Origin of the sequence: Microcella frigidaquae, assembly GCF_014200395.1 — a bacterium.
GTDB classification, from domain to species: domain Bacteria; phylum Actinomycetota; class Actinomycetes; order Actinomycetales; family Microbacteriaceae; genus Microcella; species Microcella frigidaquae.
Genome location: NZ_JACHBS010000001.1, coordinates 1,281,718 through 1,299,181, shown reverse-complemented (window position 1 = coordinate 1,299,181; position 17,464 = coordinate 1,281,718). Strand labels below are relative to the sequence as shown.

At 70.5% G+C, this 17,464-nt stretch carries 21 protein-coding genes; 19 read left to right on the top strand and 2 right to left on the bottom strand.

Features of this window, described 5'->3' with window-relative positions; translation table 11 throughout:
• Nucleotides 1-3 precede the first annotated feature (3 nt).
• The 14 genes from rplF to BJ959_RS06360 all read left to right on the top strand — a co-directional run bounded on the left by rplF (nt 4) and on the right by BJ959_RS06360 (nt 9,061).
• Complete coding sequence (rplF, locus tag BJ959_RS06425) at nt 4-540, top strand: 50S ribosomal protein L6 (protein ID WP_153982794.1); 537 nt, start codon at nt 4-6, stop codon at nt 538-540.
• A gap of 2 nt (nt 541-542) precedes the next feature.
• Nucleotides 543-914 (top strand): 50S ribosomal protein L18, encoded by a 372-nt coding sequence (gene rplR / locus BJ959_RS06420; protein WP_153982795.1) that lies wholly within the window; start codon nt 543-545, stop codon nt 912-914.
• Nucleotides 911-1,597 carry a 30S ribosomal protein S5 gene (rpsE, locus tag BJ959_RS06415; RefSeq protein ID WP_153982796.1) on the top strand — a complete coding sequence of 229 codons (687 nt, stop codon included), beginning with the start codon at nt 911-913 and terminating at the stop codon, nt 1,595-1,597. The genes rplR and rpsE overlap by 4 nt, the downstream gene beginning before the upstream one ends.
• Nucleotides 1,597-1,782 (top strand): 50S ribosomal protein L30, encoded by a 186-nt coding sequence (gene rpmD, locus BJ959_RS06410; RefSeq protein WP_153982797.1) that lies wholly within the window; start codon nt 1,597-1,599, stop codon nt 1,780-1,782. Before rpsE ends, rpmD begins: the two co-directional genes overlap by 1 nt.
• Nucleotides 1,782-2,519, top strand: coding sequence for a 50S ribosomal protein L15 (gene rplO / locus BJ959_RS06405; protein ID WP_153982798.1), 738 nt, complete (start codon nt 1,782-1,784; stop codon nt 2,517-2,519). Before rpmD ends, rplO begins: the two co-directional genes overlap by 1 nt.
• 130 nt (nt 2,520-2,649) lie before the next feature.
• The gene (secY, locus tag BJ959_RS06400; RefSeq protein WP_153982799.1) at nt 2,650-3,975 is read left to right on the top strand and encodes a preprotein translocase subunit SecY; all 1,326 of its coding nucleotides are present in this window, start codon (nt 2,650-2,652) and stop codon (nt 3,973-3,975) included.
• Nucleotides 3,972-4,562: an adenylate kinase gene (locus tag BJ959_RS06395; protein WP_183321910.1), complete on the top strand. Its 591-nt coding sequence runs from the start codon at nt 3,972-3,974 to the stop codon at nt 4,560-4,562. The genes secY and BJ959_RS06395 overlap by 4 nt, the downstream gene beginning before the upstream one ends.
• Before the next feature lie 177 nt (nt 4,563-4,739).
• Nucleotides 4,740-4,961 carry a translation initiation factor IF-1 gene (infA, locus tag BJ959_RS06390; protein ID WP_021759551.1) on the top strand — a complete coding sequence of 74 codons (222 nt, stop codon included), beginning with the start codon at nt 4,740-4,742 and terminating at the stop codon, nt 4,959-4,961.
• A 71-nt stretch (nt 4,962-5,032) separates the two neighbouring features.
• Nucleotides 5,033-5,146 carry a 50S ribosomal protein L36 gene (gene rpmJ, locus BJ959_RS06385; protein ID WP_047561540.1) on the top strand — a complete coding sequence of 38 codons (114 nt, stop codon included), beginning with the start codon at nt 5,033-5,035 and terminating at the stop codon, nt 5,144-5,146.
• A 204-nt stretch (nt 5,147-5,350) separates the two neighbouring features.
• Complete coding sequence (rpsM, locus tag BJ959_RS06380) at nt 5,351-5,725, top strand: 30S ribosomal protein S13 (RefSeq protein WP_153982800.1); 375 nt, start codon at nt 5,351-5,353, stop codon at nt 5,723-5,725.
• 48 nt (nt 5,726-5,773) lie between these two features.
• Nucleotides 5,774-6,172: a 30S ribosomal protein S11 gene (rpsK, locus tag BJ959_RS06375; protein WP_047561544.1), complete on the top strand. Its 399-nt coding sequence runs from the start codon at nt 5,774-5,776 to the stop codon at nt 6,170-6,172.
• Nucleotides 6,173-6,339: 167 nt separating this feature from the next.
• Nucleotides 6,340-7,326 (top strand): DNA-directed RNA polymerase subunit alpha, encoded by a 987-nt coding sequence (locus BJ959_RS06370; RefSeq protein WP_153982801.1) that lies wholly within the window; start codon nt 6,340-6,342, stop codon nt 7,324-7,326.
• Between the two features lie 52 nt (nt 7,327-7,378).
• A complete protein-coding gene (gene rplQ / locus BJ959_RS06365; protein WP_153982802.1) occupies nt 7,379-7,963 on the top strand; it encodes a 50S ribosomal protein L17 in 585 nt (194 codons plus the stop codon).
• Nucleotides 7,964-8,029: 66 nt separating this feature from the next.
• A complete protein-coding gene (locus BJ959_RS06360) occupies nt 8,030-9,061 on the top strand; it encodes a GNAT family N-acetyltransferase (RefSeq protein ID WP_153982803.1) in 1,032 nt (343 codons plus the stop codon).
• A 31-nt stretch (nt 9,062-9,092) separates the two neighbouring features.
• Here the strand turns inward: BJ959_RS06360 and BJ959_RS06355 are convergent, their stop codons facing one another.
• Entirely contained in the window at nt 9,093-10,997 is a 1,905-nt protein-coding gene (locus tag BJ959_RS06355) for an acyltransferase family protein (RefSeq protein ID WP_153982804.1), read from the bottom strand.
• 72 nt (nt 10,998-11,069) lie between these two features.
• Here BJ959_RS06355 and BJ959_RS06350 point away from each other — a divergent pair, with 72 nt between their 5' ends.
• From BJ959_RS06350 to glmM, 4 genes are all read left to right on the top strand, one after another.
• A complete protein-coding gene (locus BJ959_RS06350) occupies nt 11,070-11,966 on the top strand; it encodes a tRNA pseudouridine synthase A (protein WP_153982834.1) in 897 nt (298 codons plus the stop codon).
• A 152-nt stretch (nt 11,967-12,118) separates the two neighbouring features.
• On the top strand, nt 12,119-12,565 hold the full coding sequence (gene rplM, locus BJ959_RS06345; protein WP_153982805.1) for a 50S ribosomal protein L13: 447 nt from the start codon (nt 12,119-12,121) through the stop codon (nt 12,563-12,565).
• Nucleotides 12,566-12,636: 71 nt separating this feature from the next.
• On the top strand, nt 12,637-13,107 hold the full coding sequence (gene rpsI, locus BJ959_RS06340; RefSeq protein WP_424960756.1) for a 30S ribosomal protein S9: 471 nt from the start codon (nt 12,637-12,639) through the stop codon (nt 13,105-13,107).
• Between the two features lie 22 nt (nt 13,108-13,129).
• Nucleotides 13,130-14,491 carry a phosphoglucosamine mutase gene (glmM, locus tag BJ959_RS06335; protein ID WP_153982806.1) on the top strand — a complete coding sequence of 454 codons (1,362 nt, stop codon included), beginning with the start codon at nt 13,130-13,132 and terminating at the stop codon, nt 14,489-14,491.
• Nucleotides 14,492-14,544: 53 nt separating this feature from the next.
• On the opposite strand, the gene coaA is transcribed toward glmM, so the two are convergent.
• On the bottom strand, nt 14,545-15,489 hold the full coding sequence (gene coaA, locus BJ959_RS06330; RefSeq protein WP_153982807.1) for a type I pantothenate kinase: 945 nt from the start codon (nt 15,487-15,489) through the stop codon (nt 14,545-14,547).
• 115 nt (nt 15,490-15,604) lie between these two features.
• Here coaA and glmS point away from each other — a divergent pair, with 115 nt between their 5' ends.
• Nucleotides 15,605-17,455 (top strand): glutamine--fructose-6-phosphate transaminase (isomerizing), encoded by a 1,851-nt coding sequence (glmS, locus tag BJ959_RS06325; protein WP_153982808.1) that lies wholly within the window; start codon nt 15,605-15,607, stop codon nt 17,453-17,455.
• The last annotated feature ends 9 nt before the right edge of the window (nt 17,456-17,464 follow it).

The window sequence follows — 17,464 nt, the reverse complement described above, 5'->3', positions numbered from 1 at the left end:
GTCATGTCACGTATCGGACGCATGCCCATCGACATCCCCGGTGGTGTCGAGGTCAAGATCGACGGCCAGGCCGTCACCGTCAAGGGCCCGAAGGGTGAGCTCTCGCTCACCGTCGCGAGCCCCATCGAGGTCGCCATCGAGGATAACCAGGTCGTCGTGACCCGTCCCGATGACGAGCGCAACTCGCGCTCGCTGCACGGCCTCACCCGCACGCTCATCGCGAACCAGATCGTCGGCGTGACCCAGGGCTACTCCAAGGGCCTCGAGGTCGTCGGCACCGGTTACCGCGTGCAGGCCAAGGGCGAGGGTGTCGAGTTCTCGCTCGGCTTCTCGCACCCCGTCACCGTGAACCCGCCCGCGGGCATCACCTTCACGGTCGAGGGCAACAACAAGCTCACCGTCAGCGGCATCGACAAGCAGGCCGTCGGTGAGGTCGCTGCGAACATCCGCAAGATCCGCAAGCCCGAGCCGTACAAGGGCAAGGGCGTTCGGTACGCCGGCGAGGTCGTGCGTCGCAAGGCCGGAAAGGCTGGGAAGTAGTCATGGGTCTCGGTACGAGAGGCAAGAGCAAGTCGGCCGCCAAGGGCCGCCGTCACGCGCGTCTGCGCAAGCGCATCACCGGCACGGCCGAGCGGCCGCGTCTGGTCGTGACCCGTTCGTCGCGGCACGTCTTCGTGCAGATCGTCGACGACACCAAGGGCCACACCGTGGCGAGCGCGTCGACCATGGAGGCGGACCTCCGCGGCTTCGAGGGCGACAAGACCGCCAAGGCCCGCAAGGTCGGCGAGCTGGTCGCTGAGCGCGCCAAGAAGGCGGGCGTCGACGCGGTCGTGTTCGACCGCGGCGGCAACCGCTACGCCGGTCGCGTCGCTGCGATCGCCGATGGAGCGCGAGAGGCAGGGCTGGACCTGTGACGGACAACGAGAAGGAGCAGACCGTGGCGGCAGAGGCCCCCGTGGAGACCGCTGTGGCGTCGGAGACGGCGACCGAGCCCCGTGAGGCTCGCCGTGGCGGTCGCGAGCGCAACCCCAACCGCGACCGCGGTCAGCGCGAGACCGAGAAGAGCCCGTTCCTCGAGCGTGTCGTGACGATCAACCGTGTGTCGAAGGTCGTCAAGGGCGGTCGTCGCTTCAGCTTCACCGCCCTGGTGGTCGTCGGTGACGGCAACGGCATGGTCGGTGTCGGCTACGGCAAGGCCCGCGAGGTGCCGACCGCGATCTCGAAGGGTGTCGAGGAGGCCAAGAAGAACTTCTTCCGCGTCCCCCGCGTCGCCGCGACGATCCCGCACCCCGTGCAGGGCGAGGCCGCTGCCGGCGTGGTGCTGCTGCGCCCCGCCGCCGCCGGTACCGGTGTTATCGCCGGTGGTCCGGTGCGCGCCGTGCTGGAGTGCGCTGGCATCCACGACGTGCTGAGCAAGTCGCTCGGTTCGTCGAACACGATCAACATCGTCCACGCGACGGTGGAGGCGCTCAAGCAGCTCGAAGAGCCGCGCGCCGTCGCCGCCCGCCGTGGGCTCGAGTTCGAGGACGTGGCTCCGGCCCGCCTCGTGCGCGCCGAGGCCGCTGCGGCCACGGCTGCCGGGAAGGGTGGTGCGTGATGGCCGCGCAGCTCAAGGTGACCCAGATCAAGTCCGTCATCAGCGAGAAGCAGAACCAGCGCGACACGCTGCGGAGCCTGGGACTCAAGCGGATCGGCGATGTCGTCGTCCGTGAGGACACCCCGGCCAACCGCGGCTACGTCCGTGCGGTCGCCCACCTCGTGACGGTCGAGGAGATTGACTAATGGCTGAAGAGAAGAAGCCCGCCGCCGAGAAGGCGCCGGCGAAGAAGGCGAGCACCGCCGCGGCTGCGAAGCCCGCTGCGGAGAAGAAGCCCGCGACCAAGGCCGCTGCCAAGCCCGCTGCCGAGAAGGCTCCGGCCAAGGCCGCTGCGAAGCCGGCCGCGGAGAAGGCTCCGGCGAAGGCGGCTGAGAAGCCGGCCGCGGAGAAGGCCCCGGCCGCTGCGAAGCCCGCGGCCGAGAAGGCCGCCCCCGCCGCCAAGAAGGCGCCCGCGAAGAAGGCCGAGTCGGGCGACGTCGCGCGCCCGCAGGTGCTCAAGGTCCACCACCTCCGCCCGGCCGCCGGTGCGAAGAAGGACCGCACCCGCGTCGGCCGCGGTGAGGGCTCCAAGGGCAAGACCGCGGGTCGCGGAACCAAGGGAACCAAGGCCCGCTACCAGGTCAAGCCCGGCTTCGAGGGCGGCAACCTGAACTCGGTGATGCGCGCGCCCAAGCTGCGCGGCTTCACGAACCCGTTCCGGGTCGAGTACCAGGTCGTCAACCTCTCGGCGCTGGCTGCCCTGTACCCGAAGGGGGGCGACGTCACCGTCGCCGACCTCGTCGCGAAGGGTGCCGTGCGCAAGAACGAGAAGGTCAAGGTTCTCGGGGACGGCGACATTGCGGTTAAGCTCAACGTGACCGTCGACAAGGTCTCGCGCTCGGCCGAGCAGAAGATCGTCGCCGCCGGCGGTTCGATCCAGTAGGTGATGGGTGGCCCTTCGGGGCCACCCTCCCCTGCGGTTCCGACCCACCTCGGGTCACGGCCCACACGGGCCACAGCATCCCTCGTCGCCGGGCGGGCGGGTGCTCTTGGTTGTTCTACGGGAGGTCCACGTGTTCAGAGCTATCGGGCGGATCTTCCGCACGCCCGACCTGCGCCGCAAGATCGGCTTCACGCTGGCGATCGTCGCGATCTTCCGCCTCGGGTCGTTCATCCCGGCGCCGTTCGTCGACTTCCAGAACGTGCAGATCTGCCTCGCGGGCAACCAGGGTGCGACCGGCCTCTACCAGCTCGTGAACCTCTTCAGCGGCGGCGCCCTGCTGCAGCTCTCGATCTTCGCGCTCGGCATCATGCCGTACATCACCGCGTCGATCATCACCCAGCTGCTCCGCGTCGTGATCCCCCACTTCGACACCCTCCACAAGGAGGGCCAGGCCGGTCAGGCCAAGCTGACGCAGTACACGCGCTACATGACGATCGCGCTCGCGGTGCTGCAGTCGACCACGCTGATCACGGTTGCGCGTGCGGGTGCGCTCTTCCCGACCACCAGTGGCGAGCCCGCGTGCACCCAGCTCATCACGAACGACGCGTGGTACGCCATCCTGCTCATGGTCATCACGATGACCGCCGGAACGGGCCTCATCATGTGGTTCGGCGAGATGGTGACCGAGCGCGGCATCGGCAACGGCATGTCGCTGCTGATCTTCGTCTCCATCGCCGCCACGTTCCCGTCGGCTCTGTGGGCCATCGCCGTGTCGCAAGGCTTCGAGATCTTCCTCATCGTGCTCGCCCTCGGCTTGCTCGTGATGGCCGCGGTCGTGTTCGTCGAGCAGTCGCAGCGCCGCATCCCGGTGCAGTACGCGAAGCGCATGGTCGGTCGCCGCACCTACGGCGGAAACAACACGTACATCCCGATCAAGGTGAACATGGCCGGCGTCGTGCCCGTCATCTTCGCCTCGTCGCTGCTCTACCTGCCGGCGCTGATCGCGCAGTTCAACCAGCCGGCCGCGGGAGAGACCGCGCCCGAGTGGGTGGTCTGGATCCAGAACAACCTCGTATCGGGCGACAACCCGATCTACATGGTGCTGTACTTCCTGCTCATCGTGGGCTTCACCTACTTCTACGTGGCGATCACCTTCAACCCCGAAGAGGTCGCCGACAACATGAAGAAGTACGGCGGCTTCATCCCCGGCATCCGCGCCGGTCGCCCGACGGCCGAGTACCTCGACTACGTGCTGACCCGCGTCACCCTGCCCGGCTCGCTCTACCTGGGTCTCATCGCGCTGATCCCCCTGATCGCCTTCGCGGCGGTCGGGGCCAACCAGAACTTCCCGTTCGGCGGGGCGAGCATCCTGATCATCGTGGGCGTCGGCCTCGAGACGGTGAAGCAGATCGACGCCCAGCTGCAGCAGCGCCACTACGAGGGCCTCCTGCGATGAGCTCTCGTCTGCTCCTGATCGGCCCGCCCGGAGCGGGCAAGGGCACGCAGGCGCAGCGGCTCTCGCAGGCGCTGGGTGTGCCGGCCATCTCGACCGGGGACATCTTCCGCGCGCACCTCCGCGACGAGACCCCGCTCGGCAAGCAGGCGAAGGCCTACATGGATGCCGGCGACAACGTGCCCGACAGCCTGACCAACGACCTCGTGCGCGACCGCCTCTCGCAGCCCGACGCCGCCGAGGGCTTCCTGCTCGACGGCTACCCGCGAACGATCGATCAGGTGCGCGCCCTCGATGAGCTGCTCGCCGAGAGCGGCCAGGCGATGGACGCCGTGGTCGAGCTCGTCGCCGACCCCGACGTCGTCGTCGACCGACTCAAGAAGCGGGCGCTCGAACAGGGCCGTGCCGACGACGACGAGGCGGTGGTGCGCCACCGGCTCGAGGTCTACGCCGAGCAGACCGCGCCGCTGATCGGCGTGTACGCCGAGCGGGGCCTGCTCGCCAAGGTCGACGGCATCGGCGAGATCGCCGAGGTGACGGAGCGCATTGCGTCCGCGCTCGCGGCCCGGGGCATCCTGTTCACTGCGTGAGCAGCCACCCCGCCGACTTGCTCTCGGACCTCTTTATCACCTAGGCTCGACCCTTGGTGCTTTTGGCACGCCTTCGGCGTGTCTCTCGAGACCCCGCCGTGCAGAGGGGGTCGACCGGAGCAGCACCGCGTCATCCGCACGACCGGTACGACCAACACTTTTAGCGACGAAGAGGCAATGGCCAAAAAAGACGGTGTCATCGAGATCGAAGGCTCGGTGGTCGAAGCGCTGCCCAACGCGATGTTCCGCGTCGAGCTGACCAACGGCCACAAGGTGCTCGCCCACATCTCGGGCAAGATGCGCCAGCACTACATCCGCATCCTCCCGGAGGACCGCGTGATCGTGGAGCTGAGCCCCTACGACCTGACCCGCGGCCGCATCGTCTACCGCTACAAGTAAGCGTCGCGCCGGATAAGGAACGGCCCGGGAAACCACCCGGAGCACGAGGCCAGCGAGAGAGAAGAGCAACCATGAAGGTCAACCCCAGCGTCAAGCCCATCTGCGACAAGTGCAAGGTCATCCGCCGGCACGGCAACGTGATGGTCATCTGCGAGAACCCGCGGCACAAGCAGCGCCAAGGCTAAAGCCTCGTCGCTGCTTGCGCCCCGCCCTGCATTCATGGGCGAACTGAGCAAGCTCAGTTCGCCGCCAGCGCCAGGGCCTTGAAGACTCACAACTGAACACGGTCAACCGGCAGTTCCAGAATCCGCGCGAGCGGAGGACACCCAGGGCGAGGGGCCCTGGCACCGGAACTGCTCCACACCTCTCACACACCTGAAGGAGCCATCATGGCCCGTCTTGCCGGAGTCGACATCCCGCGCGATAAGCGCGTGGAGATCGCACTCACCTACATCTACGGCGTCGGTCGCACGCGTTCGCACGAGACCCTCGCCGCCACGGGCATCGACCCGAACATCCGCGTCAAGGACCTCACCGACGACCAGCTCGTCGCGCTCCGCGACCACATCGAGGGCACCTACAAGGTCGAGGGTGACCTCCGCCGCGAGGTCGCCGCCGACATCCGCCGCAAGGTCGAGATCGGCTCGTACGAGGGCCTGCGTCACCGCCGTGGCCTCCCGGTGCGCGGTCAGCGCACCAAGACCAACGCTCGTACCCGCAAGGGCCCGAAGCGCACCGTCGCCGGCAAGAAGAAGGCGCGCTAGTCCCGGGCCCCGCCCGCTAGCGCCTACGAACAGGTTCAGGAGAAGACCATGGCAGCACCCAAGTCGGCCGCGCGCAAGCCCCGCCGCAAGGAGAAGAAGAGCATCGCCGTCGGGCAGGCTCACATCAAGTCCACCTTCAACAACACGATCGTGTCGATCACCGACCCGAGCGGCGCCGTCATCAGCTGGGCGTCGTCCGGCCAGGTCGGCTTCAAGGGCTCGCGCAAGTCGACCCCCTTCGCCGCCCAGCTCGCCGCCGAGTCGGCCGCGCGCCAGGCGCAGGAGCACGGCATGAAGAAGGTCGACGTCTTCGTGAAGGGCCCGGGCTCGGGTCGCGAGACCGCGATCCGCTCGCTCCAGGCCGCCGGCCTCGAGGTGGGCTCGATCAGCGACGTCACCCCGCAGGCGCACAACGGCTGCCGCCCGCCCAAGCGTCGCCGCGTCTGACCGCTGTCCGTGCCGACCCGCCTGAGGCTGGTCGGCACGGGGCGGCCCGCAGCCGCGCCCGGTCGATCACGACCCCCGAACGTCGATAACTCCACACTCTCGACGAGCCAGCCACTCGTCGCGCCACAAGTGTCATATGGCGGACACTTTGCCGAAAGGAATCCACAGTGCTCATCGCACAACGTCCCACGCTGACCGAGGAGAACGTCTCCGAGTTCCGCTCCCGGTTCATCATCGAGCCGCTCGAGCCGGGCTTCGGCTACACGCTCGGCAACTCGCTGCGCCGCACCCTGCTCTCGTCGATCCCCGGTGCCGCCGTGACGAGCATCCGCATCGACGGCGTGCTGCACGAGTTCAGCACCATCGCCGGCGTGAAGGAGGATGTCACCGAGATCATCCTCAACATCAAGAACCTCGTGGTCTCGAGCGAGCACGACGAGCCGATCACCGCCTACCTGCGCAAGCAGGGCGCTGGCGAGGTCACCGCCGCGGACATCTCGGCTCCGGCCGGTGTCGAGATCCACAACCCCGAGCTGGTCATCGCGACCCTCAACGACAGCGCGAAGTTCGAGCTCGAGCTCACCATCGAGCGCGGCCGCGGCTACGTCAGCGCCACCCAGAACCGCAGCGAGTTCAGCGAGGCCGGGCAGATCCCCGTCGACTCGATCTACTCGCCCGTGCTGAAGGTCACCTACCGCGTCGAGGCGACGCGTGCCGGTGAGCGCACCGACTTCGACCGTCTCGTGGTCGACGTCGAGACCAAGCCGGCGATCTCGCCGCGCGACGCCATCGCCTCGGCCGGCCGCACGCTGGTCGAGCTGTTCGGTCTCGCCCGTGAGCTCAACACCGCGGCCGAGGGCATCGAGATCGGCCCCGCGCCGGTCGACGCCCTGGTCTCGACCGAGCTCTCGATGCCGATCGAGGACCTCGACCTGTCGGTGCGCAGCTACAACTGCCTCAAGCGCGAGGGCATCAACACGGTGAGCGAGCTCGTCGCGCTCTCCGAGACCCAGCTGATGAACATCCGCAACTTCGGGCAGAAGTCGGTCGACGAGGTCAAGGACAAGCTCGTCGAGATGGGTCTCTCGCTCAAGGACGCCGTTCCCGGCTTCGACGGCGCGCACTTCTACAGCTACGACGACGAGGAGAGCTAGGCCCTCTCGCGCCCGGCACCCCTCCCGCTCCTGAACCGAAAGAACACACATCATGCCTCAGCCCACGAAGGGTCCCCGCCTCGGCGGCGGTCCGGCCCACGAGCGCCTGCTGCTCGCCAACCTCGCGACCGCGCTGTTCACCCACCAGCGCATCACGACCACCGAAACGAAGGCGAAGCGCCTGCGCCCCCTCGCCGAGCGTCTCATCACCTTCGCGAAGCGCGGTGACCTGCACGCCCGTCGTCGCGTCATGCGCATCGTCACCGACAAGACCGCGGTGCACCTGCTGTTCACCGAGATCGCGCCGCTCATGGCCGAGCGCGAGGGCGGCTACACCCGCATCACGAAGGTCGGCTACCGCAAGGGCGACAACGCCCCCATGGCCGTCATCGAGCTGGTGCTCGAGCCGGTGAACCCGAAGCCGAAGAGCGCCAAGAAGTCGGCCGCGCCCGCGGCGGCTCCGGCTGCCGCTCCGGTCGAGGAGGCCCCGGTCGAGGAGGCTGTCGCGGAGGAGACCTCTGCGGAGGAGGTCGTCGAGGCTGCTGCTGAGGAGACCGCCGCCGAGGAGGCGCCCGCGGCCGAGGTCGTCGAGGAGGCTCCGGCCGAGGAGACCGCCGCCGAGGACGAGGCGAAGTAGGTCCTCCGCGATCACGATCGCGTCACGGCCCCCGCTCGAGAGAGCGGGGGCCGTACTCTTTCCCCCGTGACCGAGCAGCTGCTGCCCCTCCGCGACCGCATCGAGGCGCCGGACGACCCGGGTCGTCCTGAGGGCCCGGAGGGCATCCGGTGGCGGCCCCTGGCGACCGACGACGCCCCGCTGCTGGTCGACCTCGCCGAGCGCATGAGCCGTCGCGACCACCCCACCTGGAGCGAGTCGCTCGACGAGCTGCAGGAGGAGCTCGAGCACTCGTGGGTCGACCCGGTCCGCGATGGCCTGATCGCGCTCGACGACGCGGGCACGGCGGTGGCGTGGGGGCTGTGCGTGATGCCGCCCGACCCCGAGTCGCTCGTGCGGGTGATCCTGTTCGGCGGCGTCGACCCTGCTGCGCGTGGCCGCGGCATCGGTCGTCGTCTGCTGCGCTGGCAGCACGATCGTGCGCTGGGGATGCTCGCCGCGAGCCCGCTGCGCCTGCCGGCCTGGGTGCTCAGCTATGCCGCCGATCGCGCGCCCGAGCACGGCGCCCTGCTGCGGCGCCTCGGCTTCGACGCGGCCCGCTGGTTCACGACTCTCGAGCGCGACCTCGGGGCGCCGCCCTCGCCCGCACCCCCGCTGCCCGACGGGCTGCGCGTCGAGCCGTTCGACCCCGCCCGAAGCGAGCCCGTGCGGGCCGCGCGCAACGCGGCCTTCGCCGACCACTGGGGCAGCCAGCCGACCTCGCGCGAGGCGTGGGAGTCGACAGCGGGGCTGCCCACCTTCCGTGGTGATCTCAGCCGCGTCGCCTGGGCCGGCGACACCGTCGCAGGATTCGTCATCGCCGAGGTCAACGAGGACGACTGGGAGCGCCAGGGCGCCCGATCGGGCTACATCGGCCTGGTCGGCACCGTGCGCGAGCATCGCGGCCGCGGCCTCGCCGGCGCGCTGCTCGCCGACGTGCTCGACGCCTTCCGCCGTGAGGGCCTCGAGCTCGCCGCGCTCGATGTCGACACCGACAACCCGACGGGCGCGCTCGGCGTCTACACGCGGCTGGGCTTCGCGCCGACGGCCCGCGATGTCGCGTACCGCATCGCGCTCTGACGCCGATCCGACGCGGGGGCGGTAGACCGGGTCACCGCGGTCGATGCAGATCCGGGTAGGCCCCGTAGTCGACGGGCTCGGGCAGGTCGACGAGGTACTGCAGGGCATCCGCGATGGTGCCTGTGTAGATGCGGGCTCCGGTCGGCCCGGGGTGGACCTGGTCGGGGGCGAGGATGTCGAGGCGGGGGGCGATGGCACCGCGCCAGTCCGCGATGACCACGTTGCGGTAGTCGTCGGCGAACGCGCGGTAGTGCCGGGAGACGGCGGGTATCCAGCCGCGCGGGGCCTGCGGGTTCACGAGAACGAGCCAGCGGTCGGGGCCGATCACGCGGCGGATGTCACGCAGGGTCTGCGGATCGATCGAGCCGTTCGTGCCGAGCCCCAGCACGACGAACTCGCGCAGCCTCCCGGAGGCCGCGAGCTTCTCGATGATGCCGAGCCCCTGCCAGAGCTGGCGCGAGACCGCCGCGTCGATCGCGATACCCGGGAACCGCGCCTGGAGCTGCGGCGCCGAGGCCAGCATCACCGAATCGCCGACCGCGGTGATCCGGTTCCCCCCGGGCAGGGGAGTCGTACCGGGGTCCTGCGGGCCGCGCTCCTCCATCGGCAGCCGCAGCGGAACTGCGGGCGGGGGAGCGTCGAGTGCGGCCTGGCCGGCCGCGATGAGGGCCGCCGCCTCCGACTGGTCCGGCGCGCGGGTGACCGCCAGGCCCACGCCGGCCGCCATCGCGATCGCGATGACGGATGCGGCGACCGCGCCCGCCCGCCGCGTCGCGACCCCCGCGCCACCGCGCCCGAGCACGACGGCCCAGCCGTGCCGCCGCACGGGCTGCTCGACCAGGCGGTAGCTGCCCGCGGCCAGGACGACCGACAGTGCGAGCGCGGCGAGCCCGAGCCACCACGATTCGAGGCCGCCGCGGTCGATCGCGGGGAGGGCGGCACCGAGCAGAACGATCACGGGCCAGTGCCAGAGGTAGAGGCCGTACGACCGCTCGCCGACCCAGCGGGGGAGTCCCGCATCCGCGATGCCCGCCGCGCGCCCGTGCGGACTGCGCAGGCAGACGATGAGCACGCCGGTCAGCAGCGCCGCGGCGGCGAGCCCGCCGCGGTATGCCGCCGCCTGGTCGATGCTCAGCACGAGGGCGAGCGCGACGAGCCCGCTCGCTGCGAGCAGGGCGCCGACGTCGGCCAGCACGCCGAGCGCAACCGGCGCGAGGCGGGCAGGGGAGGGCCGGGCGTCGGTCCGCTCCGCCGGTCGGAGCGGATCGAGCGCGAGCGCGAGACCCGCCCCGAGCAGTAGGCCGAATCCGTGCATCAGGGTCGAGAGGTAGGCGATCGAGGCGGTGCCCGGGTCGAGCGCGGGGTCGCCCGCGAGCAGCGCCAGCCCGCCTGCCGAGGCGAGAGCGAGCACGAGTGGCACCGCGACCCGCACCGCGCGCAGCGGGATCAGCAGCAGCGCGAGCAGGGCGAGCGGCCAGAGCAGGTAGAACTGCTCCTCGACGGCGAGCGACCATGCGTGGCGAAACAGCTCCGGGCTCGTCTGGTCGAGGTAGCTCGCGCCCTGCGCGATCGACCACCAGTTGTAACTGAACGTGAAGACGCCGAGCAGCTGCCATCCGATGCCGACCAGCACGTCACCGCCCATCGACGCGGCGACCAGCGACACGGCAGCGATGACGAGCACCAGTGCGGGCAGCAGCCGTCGGGCGCGCCGTGCCCAGAAGGAGCCGAGCCGGATCGTGCCGCGGGTGCGGTGCTCGTGCACGAGCAGCGCGGTGATGAGGTAGCCGCTCACGACGAGGAAGACGTCGACGCCGACGAACCCGCCCGGCGCGAGTCCCGGGAACAGGTGATAGCCGAGCACCAGGGTGATCGCCAGCGCCCGCAGGCCGTCCAGCCCGGGGAGCCGCCCGGGGGACGCATTCTCGATCGACATGACCCTCCTAGGGTCACCCGTGCCGCCGCCGTGGTCAAACCGACCGGCCTAGACTCGCTCATCGTGGACACGGTGCGCCTGCGGATCGACGCGGCCTACGACGGCACGGCCTTCGCCGGCTGGAGCAGCCAGCCCGGGCTGCGCACTGTGCAGGGCACGATCGAGGCCGCGCTCGCGACCGTGCTGCGCGACCCCGCCGAGCAGGTGCGCCTCGTTGTGGCCGGACGCACCGATGCGGGCGTGCACGCCACCGGCCAGGTCGCGCACCTCGACCTCTCGGCCGAGCGCTGGGCCGCCCTCGCGGCCGACCGGCGGCGCGGTGAGCCGACCACGGCGCTCGCCCGGCGACTGAACGGCGTTCTCGCCTCCGCCGATCCCGACGTGGTCATCACCGGCATCGCGCTCGCGCCGGCCGGATTCGACGCCCGCTTCTCGCCGATCTGGCGCCGCTACGCCTACCGCATCGCCGATGAGGCTGCCCTGCGCGACCCCCTCCGGCGGGCCCACACGCTCTGGCAGCCCGGCACGCTCGATGCGGCGGCGATGGATGCCCTCGCCCAGAGCCTCGTCGGCCTCCACGACTTCGGCGCCTTCTGCAAGCCCCGTGAGGGCTCCACGACGATCCGCACCCTGCTCGACTACCGCTGGCGACGGGATGACGACGGGGTGCTGCTCGCGACCGTCCGCGCGGATGCCTTCTGCCACTCGATGGTGCGCGCGCTGGTCGGGGCCGCCGTGGCCGTCGGGCTGGGGCGGCGCGAGCCCGATGCGATCGTCGAGCTGCTGCGCTCGGCGCAGCGCACCTCGCTCTTCCCGGTCGTCGCGGCGAAGGGGCTCACGCTCGTCGAGGTGGGTTACCCGCCTGATGCCGAGCTGGCGGCCCGCGCCGAGCAGACCCGCGCGCGCCGCCAGCCGCTCGGCTCCGCATCCCCTGCCGCAACGGCCGCGGACGGCGCTTCTTCAGATTGACCGCACGGGGCGGGCCCGCTAGGCTCGACCCTTGGTGCCCGTCGCCGACGGTCATCCGGTTGAGCCCTCCACCTGGGCGTTCACGCTCGATCCGAGCACGAACTCCCTCCCGGAGCGGGATTCACGAACTCCTCGACACGAAAGTCCGCACTGTGACGCGTACATTCAGCCCCACTCCCGCTGACGTTCAGCGTAACTGGGTCGTCATCGACGCTACCGATGTCGTCCTGGGCCGCCTCGCCAGCCACGCCGCCGCCCTGCTGCGCGGCAAGCACAAGCCCACCTTCGCTCCGCACATGGACATGGGTGACTTCGTCATCATCATCAACGCCGCCAAGGTCGCGCTGACCGGCTCGAAGCTGACCCAGAAGATGGCCTACCGCCACTCGGGCTACCCGGGCGGCCTCACCGCCACCTCGTACACCGAGCTGCTCGAGAAGAACCCCGAGCGCGCCGTCGAGAAGGCGATCCGCGGCATGCTGCCGAAGAACTCGCTGGGCCGCGCCCAGATCAAGAAGCTCAAGGTCTACGCGGGCGCCGAGCACCCGCACGCTGCCCAGCAGCCCACGACCTACACCCTCGACCAGGTCGCTCAGTAGCGGCCGCGCAGACTGTAAGGAACAGCATCGTGGCAGACGTGACCACCAACGACGCAGTGAACACTGACGACATCACCCCCGACTCGGCTCCCGAGTCGTACACGACCGAGTCGGCTGCGCCCGTCGCGGCCGCGGCGCCCCGCGCCGTGCTCTCGGTCTCGGGCCAGGCCGTGGGCCGCCGCAAGCAGGCCATCGCCCGCGTGCGCATCACCCCCGGCGCCGGCACCTACTCGGTGAACGGCCGCACCCTCGAGGACTACTTCCCGAACAAGCTGCACCAGCAGCTGATCAACGACCCCTTCACGGTCCTGCAGCTCGGCGGCGCCTACGACGTCACCGCGCGCATCACCGGCGGCGGCCCCTCGGGCCAGGCGGGCGCCCTGCGTCTCGCCATCGCGCGCGCTCTCAACGAGATCGACCGCGAGAACAACCGCCCGACCCTGAAGAAGGCCGGCTTCCTCACGCGCGACGCCCGCGTGATCGAGCGCAAGAAGGCCGGTCTCAAGAAGGCCCGCAAGGCTCCGCAGTACTCGAAGCGCTAGTCGCTGCGGCCGCGAACGCGTCATGGGTCGACTTTTCGGCACCGACGGAGTCCGGGGGCTGGCGAACGGTGACCTCACCGTCGAGCTGGCCCTCGGGCTCTCGCAGGCCGCCGCGGTCGTGCTCACGCAGGGTCGGCACGCCGATGAGCTGCGCGCTCAGGGCAAGCGGCCGACGGCGATCGTCGCGCGCGACCCCCGGGTCTCCGGACAGTTCCTGACGGCCGCCGTCTCGGCGGGTCTGGCCAGCTCGGGCATCGACGTGCTCGATGCGGGCGTGATCCCGACGCCGGCCGCCGCGTTCCTGGTCGGCGACATCCGGGCCGACTTCGGCGTGATGATCTCGGCCTCGCACAACCCGGCCCCCGACAACGGCATCAAGTTCTTCTCCTTCGGCGGCACCAAGCTGCCCGACGCGGTGGAGGACCGCATCGAGCTGGCGCTCGCGGGCGACAAGCTCGCGCCGACCGGGGAGGGCGTGGGCCGCATCCGCCGCTTCGCCGACGCGGAGGACCGCTACCTGCTGCACCTGCTCGCCACGCTCGACGTGTCGCTCGAGGGCCTGCACGTCGTCATCGACTGCGCGCACGGCGCGGCCGCGGGCATCTCGCCGCAGGTGTTCGCCGACGCCGGCGCACGCGTCACCGTGATCGGCAGCGACCCCGACGGGCTCAACATCAACGAGGGAGTCGGCTCGACCCACCTCGGTCCGTTGCAGGCGGCCGTCGTCGAGCACGGAGCCGATCTCGGGATCGCGCACGACGGCGATGCCGATCGCTGCCTGGCGGTGGATGCTCAGGGCCGGCTCATCGACGGCGACCAGATCATGGCGATCCTGGCCCTGTCCCTCAAGAACCGCGGTCGGCTCACCGACAACACTCTCGTGGCGACGGTGATGAGCAATCTCGGCCTCAAGCGCGCGATGGCCGAGCACGGCGTGACCCTGATCGAGACGAAGGTCGGCGACCGCTACGTGCTCGAGGCGCTCGCCGAGCACGGCCTCGCACTGGGCGGCGAGCAGTCGGGCCACATCATCTTCAGCGAGCACGCGACCACCGGCGACGGCATCCTGACCGGGCTCCAGCTCGCGGCCGAGATGGCCCGGACCGGGCGCACCCTCGCCGAGCTCGCCGATGTCATGACGGTCTTCCCGCAGGTGCTCATCAACGTGCGCGGCGTCGACCGCACCGCGCTCGAGGGCCACCCGGTGGTGGCGGCCGCCGTCGCGGCGGAGGAGGCGGCCCTCGGCGACAGCGGCCGGGTGCTGCTGCGGGCCAGCGGCACCGAGCAGATGGTGCGCGTCATGGTGGAGGCGGCCCATCAGGCCACCGCCGAGGAGGTCGCCGAGCGTCTCGCCGCGATCGTGCGGGAGCACCTCGCCGTCTGAGCGCCTCCTTCCGGAGTCGTGACCCCGTGTCCGCGCGCGGGCCGACCGGCGGATCAGATCTTGCGCAGCATCACCGTCTCGACCGTGTGGTCGCTGGCCTTGCGCAGCACGAGGGACGCCCGCGCCCGGGTCGGCAGGATGTTCTGCACCAGATTGGGCTCGTTGATCTCGCGCCAGATCTCGCGCGCCTTGGCGACCGCCTGGTCGTGGTCGAGGGCGGCGTAGCGGTGGAAGTAGCTGCGCGGGTCGGCGAACGCACCCCGCTGCAGGGCGAGGAACCGCTCCTCGTACCACTGCGCGATGTCGGTCGTGCGGGCATCCACGTAGATGGTGAAGTCGAACAGGTCGCTGACGGCGAGAGCCGTGCCCGGTGCGGGCGGCTGCAGCACGTTGAGCCCCTCGACGATGAGGATGTCGGGCCGTCGGACGATGATCTCCGCGCCGGGAACGCGGTCGTAGCTCAGGTGGCTGTAGACCGGTGCCCGCACCTCGTCGGCACCCGCCTTGACCCGCGCCACGAAGCGCAGCAGCGCCCGCCGGTCGTACGACTCGGGGAAGCCCTTGCGATGCAGGATGCCCCGTCGTCCGAGCTCGGCCGTGGAGAGCAGGAAGCCGTCGGTCGTGACCCGCTCGACGCGAGGGGTGTCGGGCCAGCGCGACAGCAGCTCGCGCAGCAGGCGCGCGATCGTCGACTTGCCGACGGCGACCGAGCCGGCGACGCCGATCACGAAGGGCGTCGGCGCGCTCGCCTCGCCCAGGAAGCTGCGGGTCGCCTGGTGAAGCTCGCGGGCACCCACGGCATACAGGCTCAGCAGGCGGCTCAGCGGCACGTACACCTCGGCCACCTCGCGCTCGTCGAGCGCATCACCCAGGCCGCGCAGCTGCACGAGCTCGGTCTCAGTGAGGGGCCGGTCGGTGATCGGCGCGAGGGCCGCCCAGCGCTGCCGGTCGATCTCGTCGAACGGGCTGGTGTCGCGCACGCCGTGGGGCTCGGTCATCGCCCCCCACAGTACTCCCGGGCGCCGTCCGCCGACGCGCCGGGAGCCCGCCCGCGCGGCTCGCAGGACCGCCCGCCGACCGGTGGCTCGGGTCGGAGACCTAGAATGGTGGGTTATGTGCGGAATCGTGGGCTATGTCGGGAGCCGGGGGAGCATCGACGTCCTCCTGGGCGGTCTGAAGCGCCTGGAGTACCGGGGATACGACTCCGCGGGCGTCGCCGTCATCGACGACTCTGGGCACCTCGGCACGCGCAAGCACGCGGGCAAGCTGGGCATCCTCACCGATGACCTGGGAGCGACCCCGCTCACCGACGGGCACACCGGCATCGGTCACACCCGGTGGGCGACCCACGGCGGGCCGACCGACGAGAACGCCCACCCGCACCTCGGCGACGGCGGCAAGCTGGCGCTGATCCACAACGGCATCATCGAGAACTTCGCCGCGCTGAAGGAGGAGCTGCTCGCCGCAGGGCACAGCTTCACCTCCGAGACCGACACCGAGGTCGCCGCACTCCTCGTGGGCGACGCCTTCCGCCGCACCGGCGACCTGACCGCCGCGATGCTCGAGGTCGTCAACCGGCTCGACGGCGCCTTCACGCTGCTCGCCGTGCACGCCGACCAGCCGGGCGTCGTCGTCGGCGCTCGCCGCAACTCGCCGCTCGTCATCGGCCTCGGCGAGGGTGAGAACTTCCTCGGCTCCGACGTCGCCGCCTTCGTCGAGTACACCCACCACGCGATGGAGATCGGGCAGGACCAGCTGGTCACCATCCGTCCCGACAGTGTCGAGGTCGTCGACTTCGCCGGCACCCCGGTCACCCCGCCCACCTTCGAGGTCGACTGGGACGCCTCCGCCGCCGAGAAGGGCGGCTGGTCGAGCTTCATGGCGAAGGAGATCAGCGAGGAGCCCGAAGCAGTCGCCAAGACGATCCTGGGCCGGGTGCACGACGGCCTCGTGGACCTGCCAGAGGTCACGGCCCTCGGCGCCGAGGTGCTGCGCGGCATCGACCGCGTGCTGATCATCGCCTGCGGCACGGCCGCCTACGCGGGGATGGTCGGCAAGTACGCGATCGAGCAGTGGGCGCGCATCCCGGTCGATGTCGAACTGGCGCACGAGTTCCGCTATCGCGAGCCGGTGCTGTCGCCCAACACCCTCGTGGTGTCGATCAGCCAGTCGGGCGAGACGATGGACACCCTCATGGCGGTGAAGTACGCGCGCGAGCGCGGCGCCCGCACGCTGTCGATCTGCAACACGCAGGGCGCGACGATCCCGCGCGAGTCGGATGCGGTCGTCTACACCCACGCCGGCCCCGAGGTCGCCGTGGCGTCGACGAAGGCCTTCGTCGCCCAGATCGCGGCGACCTACCTGCTCGGGCTCCAGCTCGGGCAGGTGCGCGGCACCCTGAGCGACGACGAGGCCCGCGGGCTGGTCGCCGAGCTGCAGGAGGTGCCCGAAAAGCTGCGCACCGCGCTCGGCGTCGGGGAGCGCATCAAGGACCTCGCTCACTGGATGGCCAATACCCGCTCCGTGCTCTTCCTGGGCCGCCACGTCGGCTACCCGGTCGCTCTCGAGGGCGCCCTGAAGCTGAAGGAGCTCGCCTACATCCACGCCGAGGGCTTCGCCGCCGGCGAGCTGAAGCACGGACCGATCGCCCTCATCGAGCCCGGGCAGGTCGTGTTCGTGCTCGTGCCGAGCCCCCGGGACCCGCGCTCGCTGCACAGCAAGGTCGTCTCCAACATCCAGGAGATCCGCGCCCGCGGTGCGCGCGTGATCGCGATCGCCGAGCAGGGCGACGCGGCCGTTCTGCCGTACGCCGACGAGGTCATCCGGATCCCGCTCGCCTCGCCCTTCTTCGAGCCGATGCTGGCGGTCGTGCCGCTGCACTACTTCGGCATGGAGCTCGCCGCGGCGAAGGGCCTCGATGTCGACCAGCCGCGCAACCTGGCGAAGTCGGTCACGGTCGAGTAGCCGGTCACA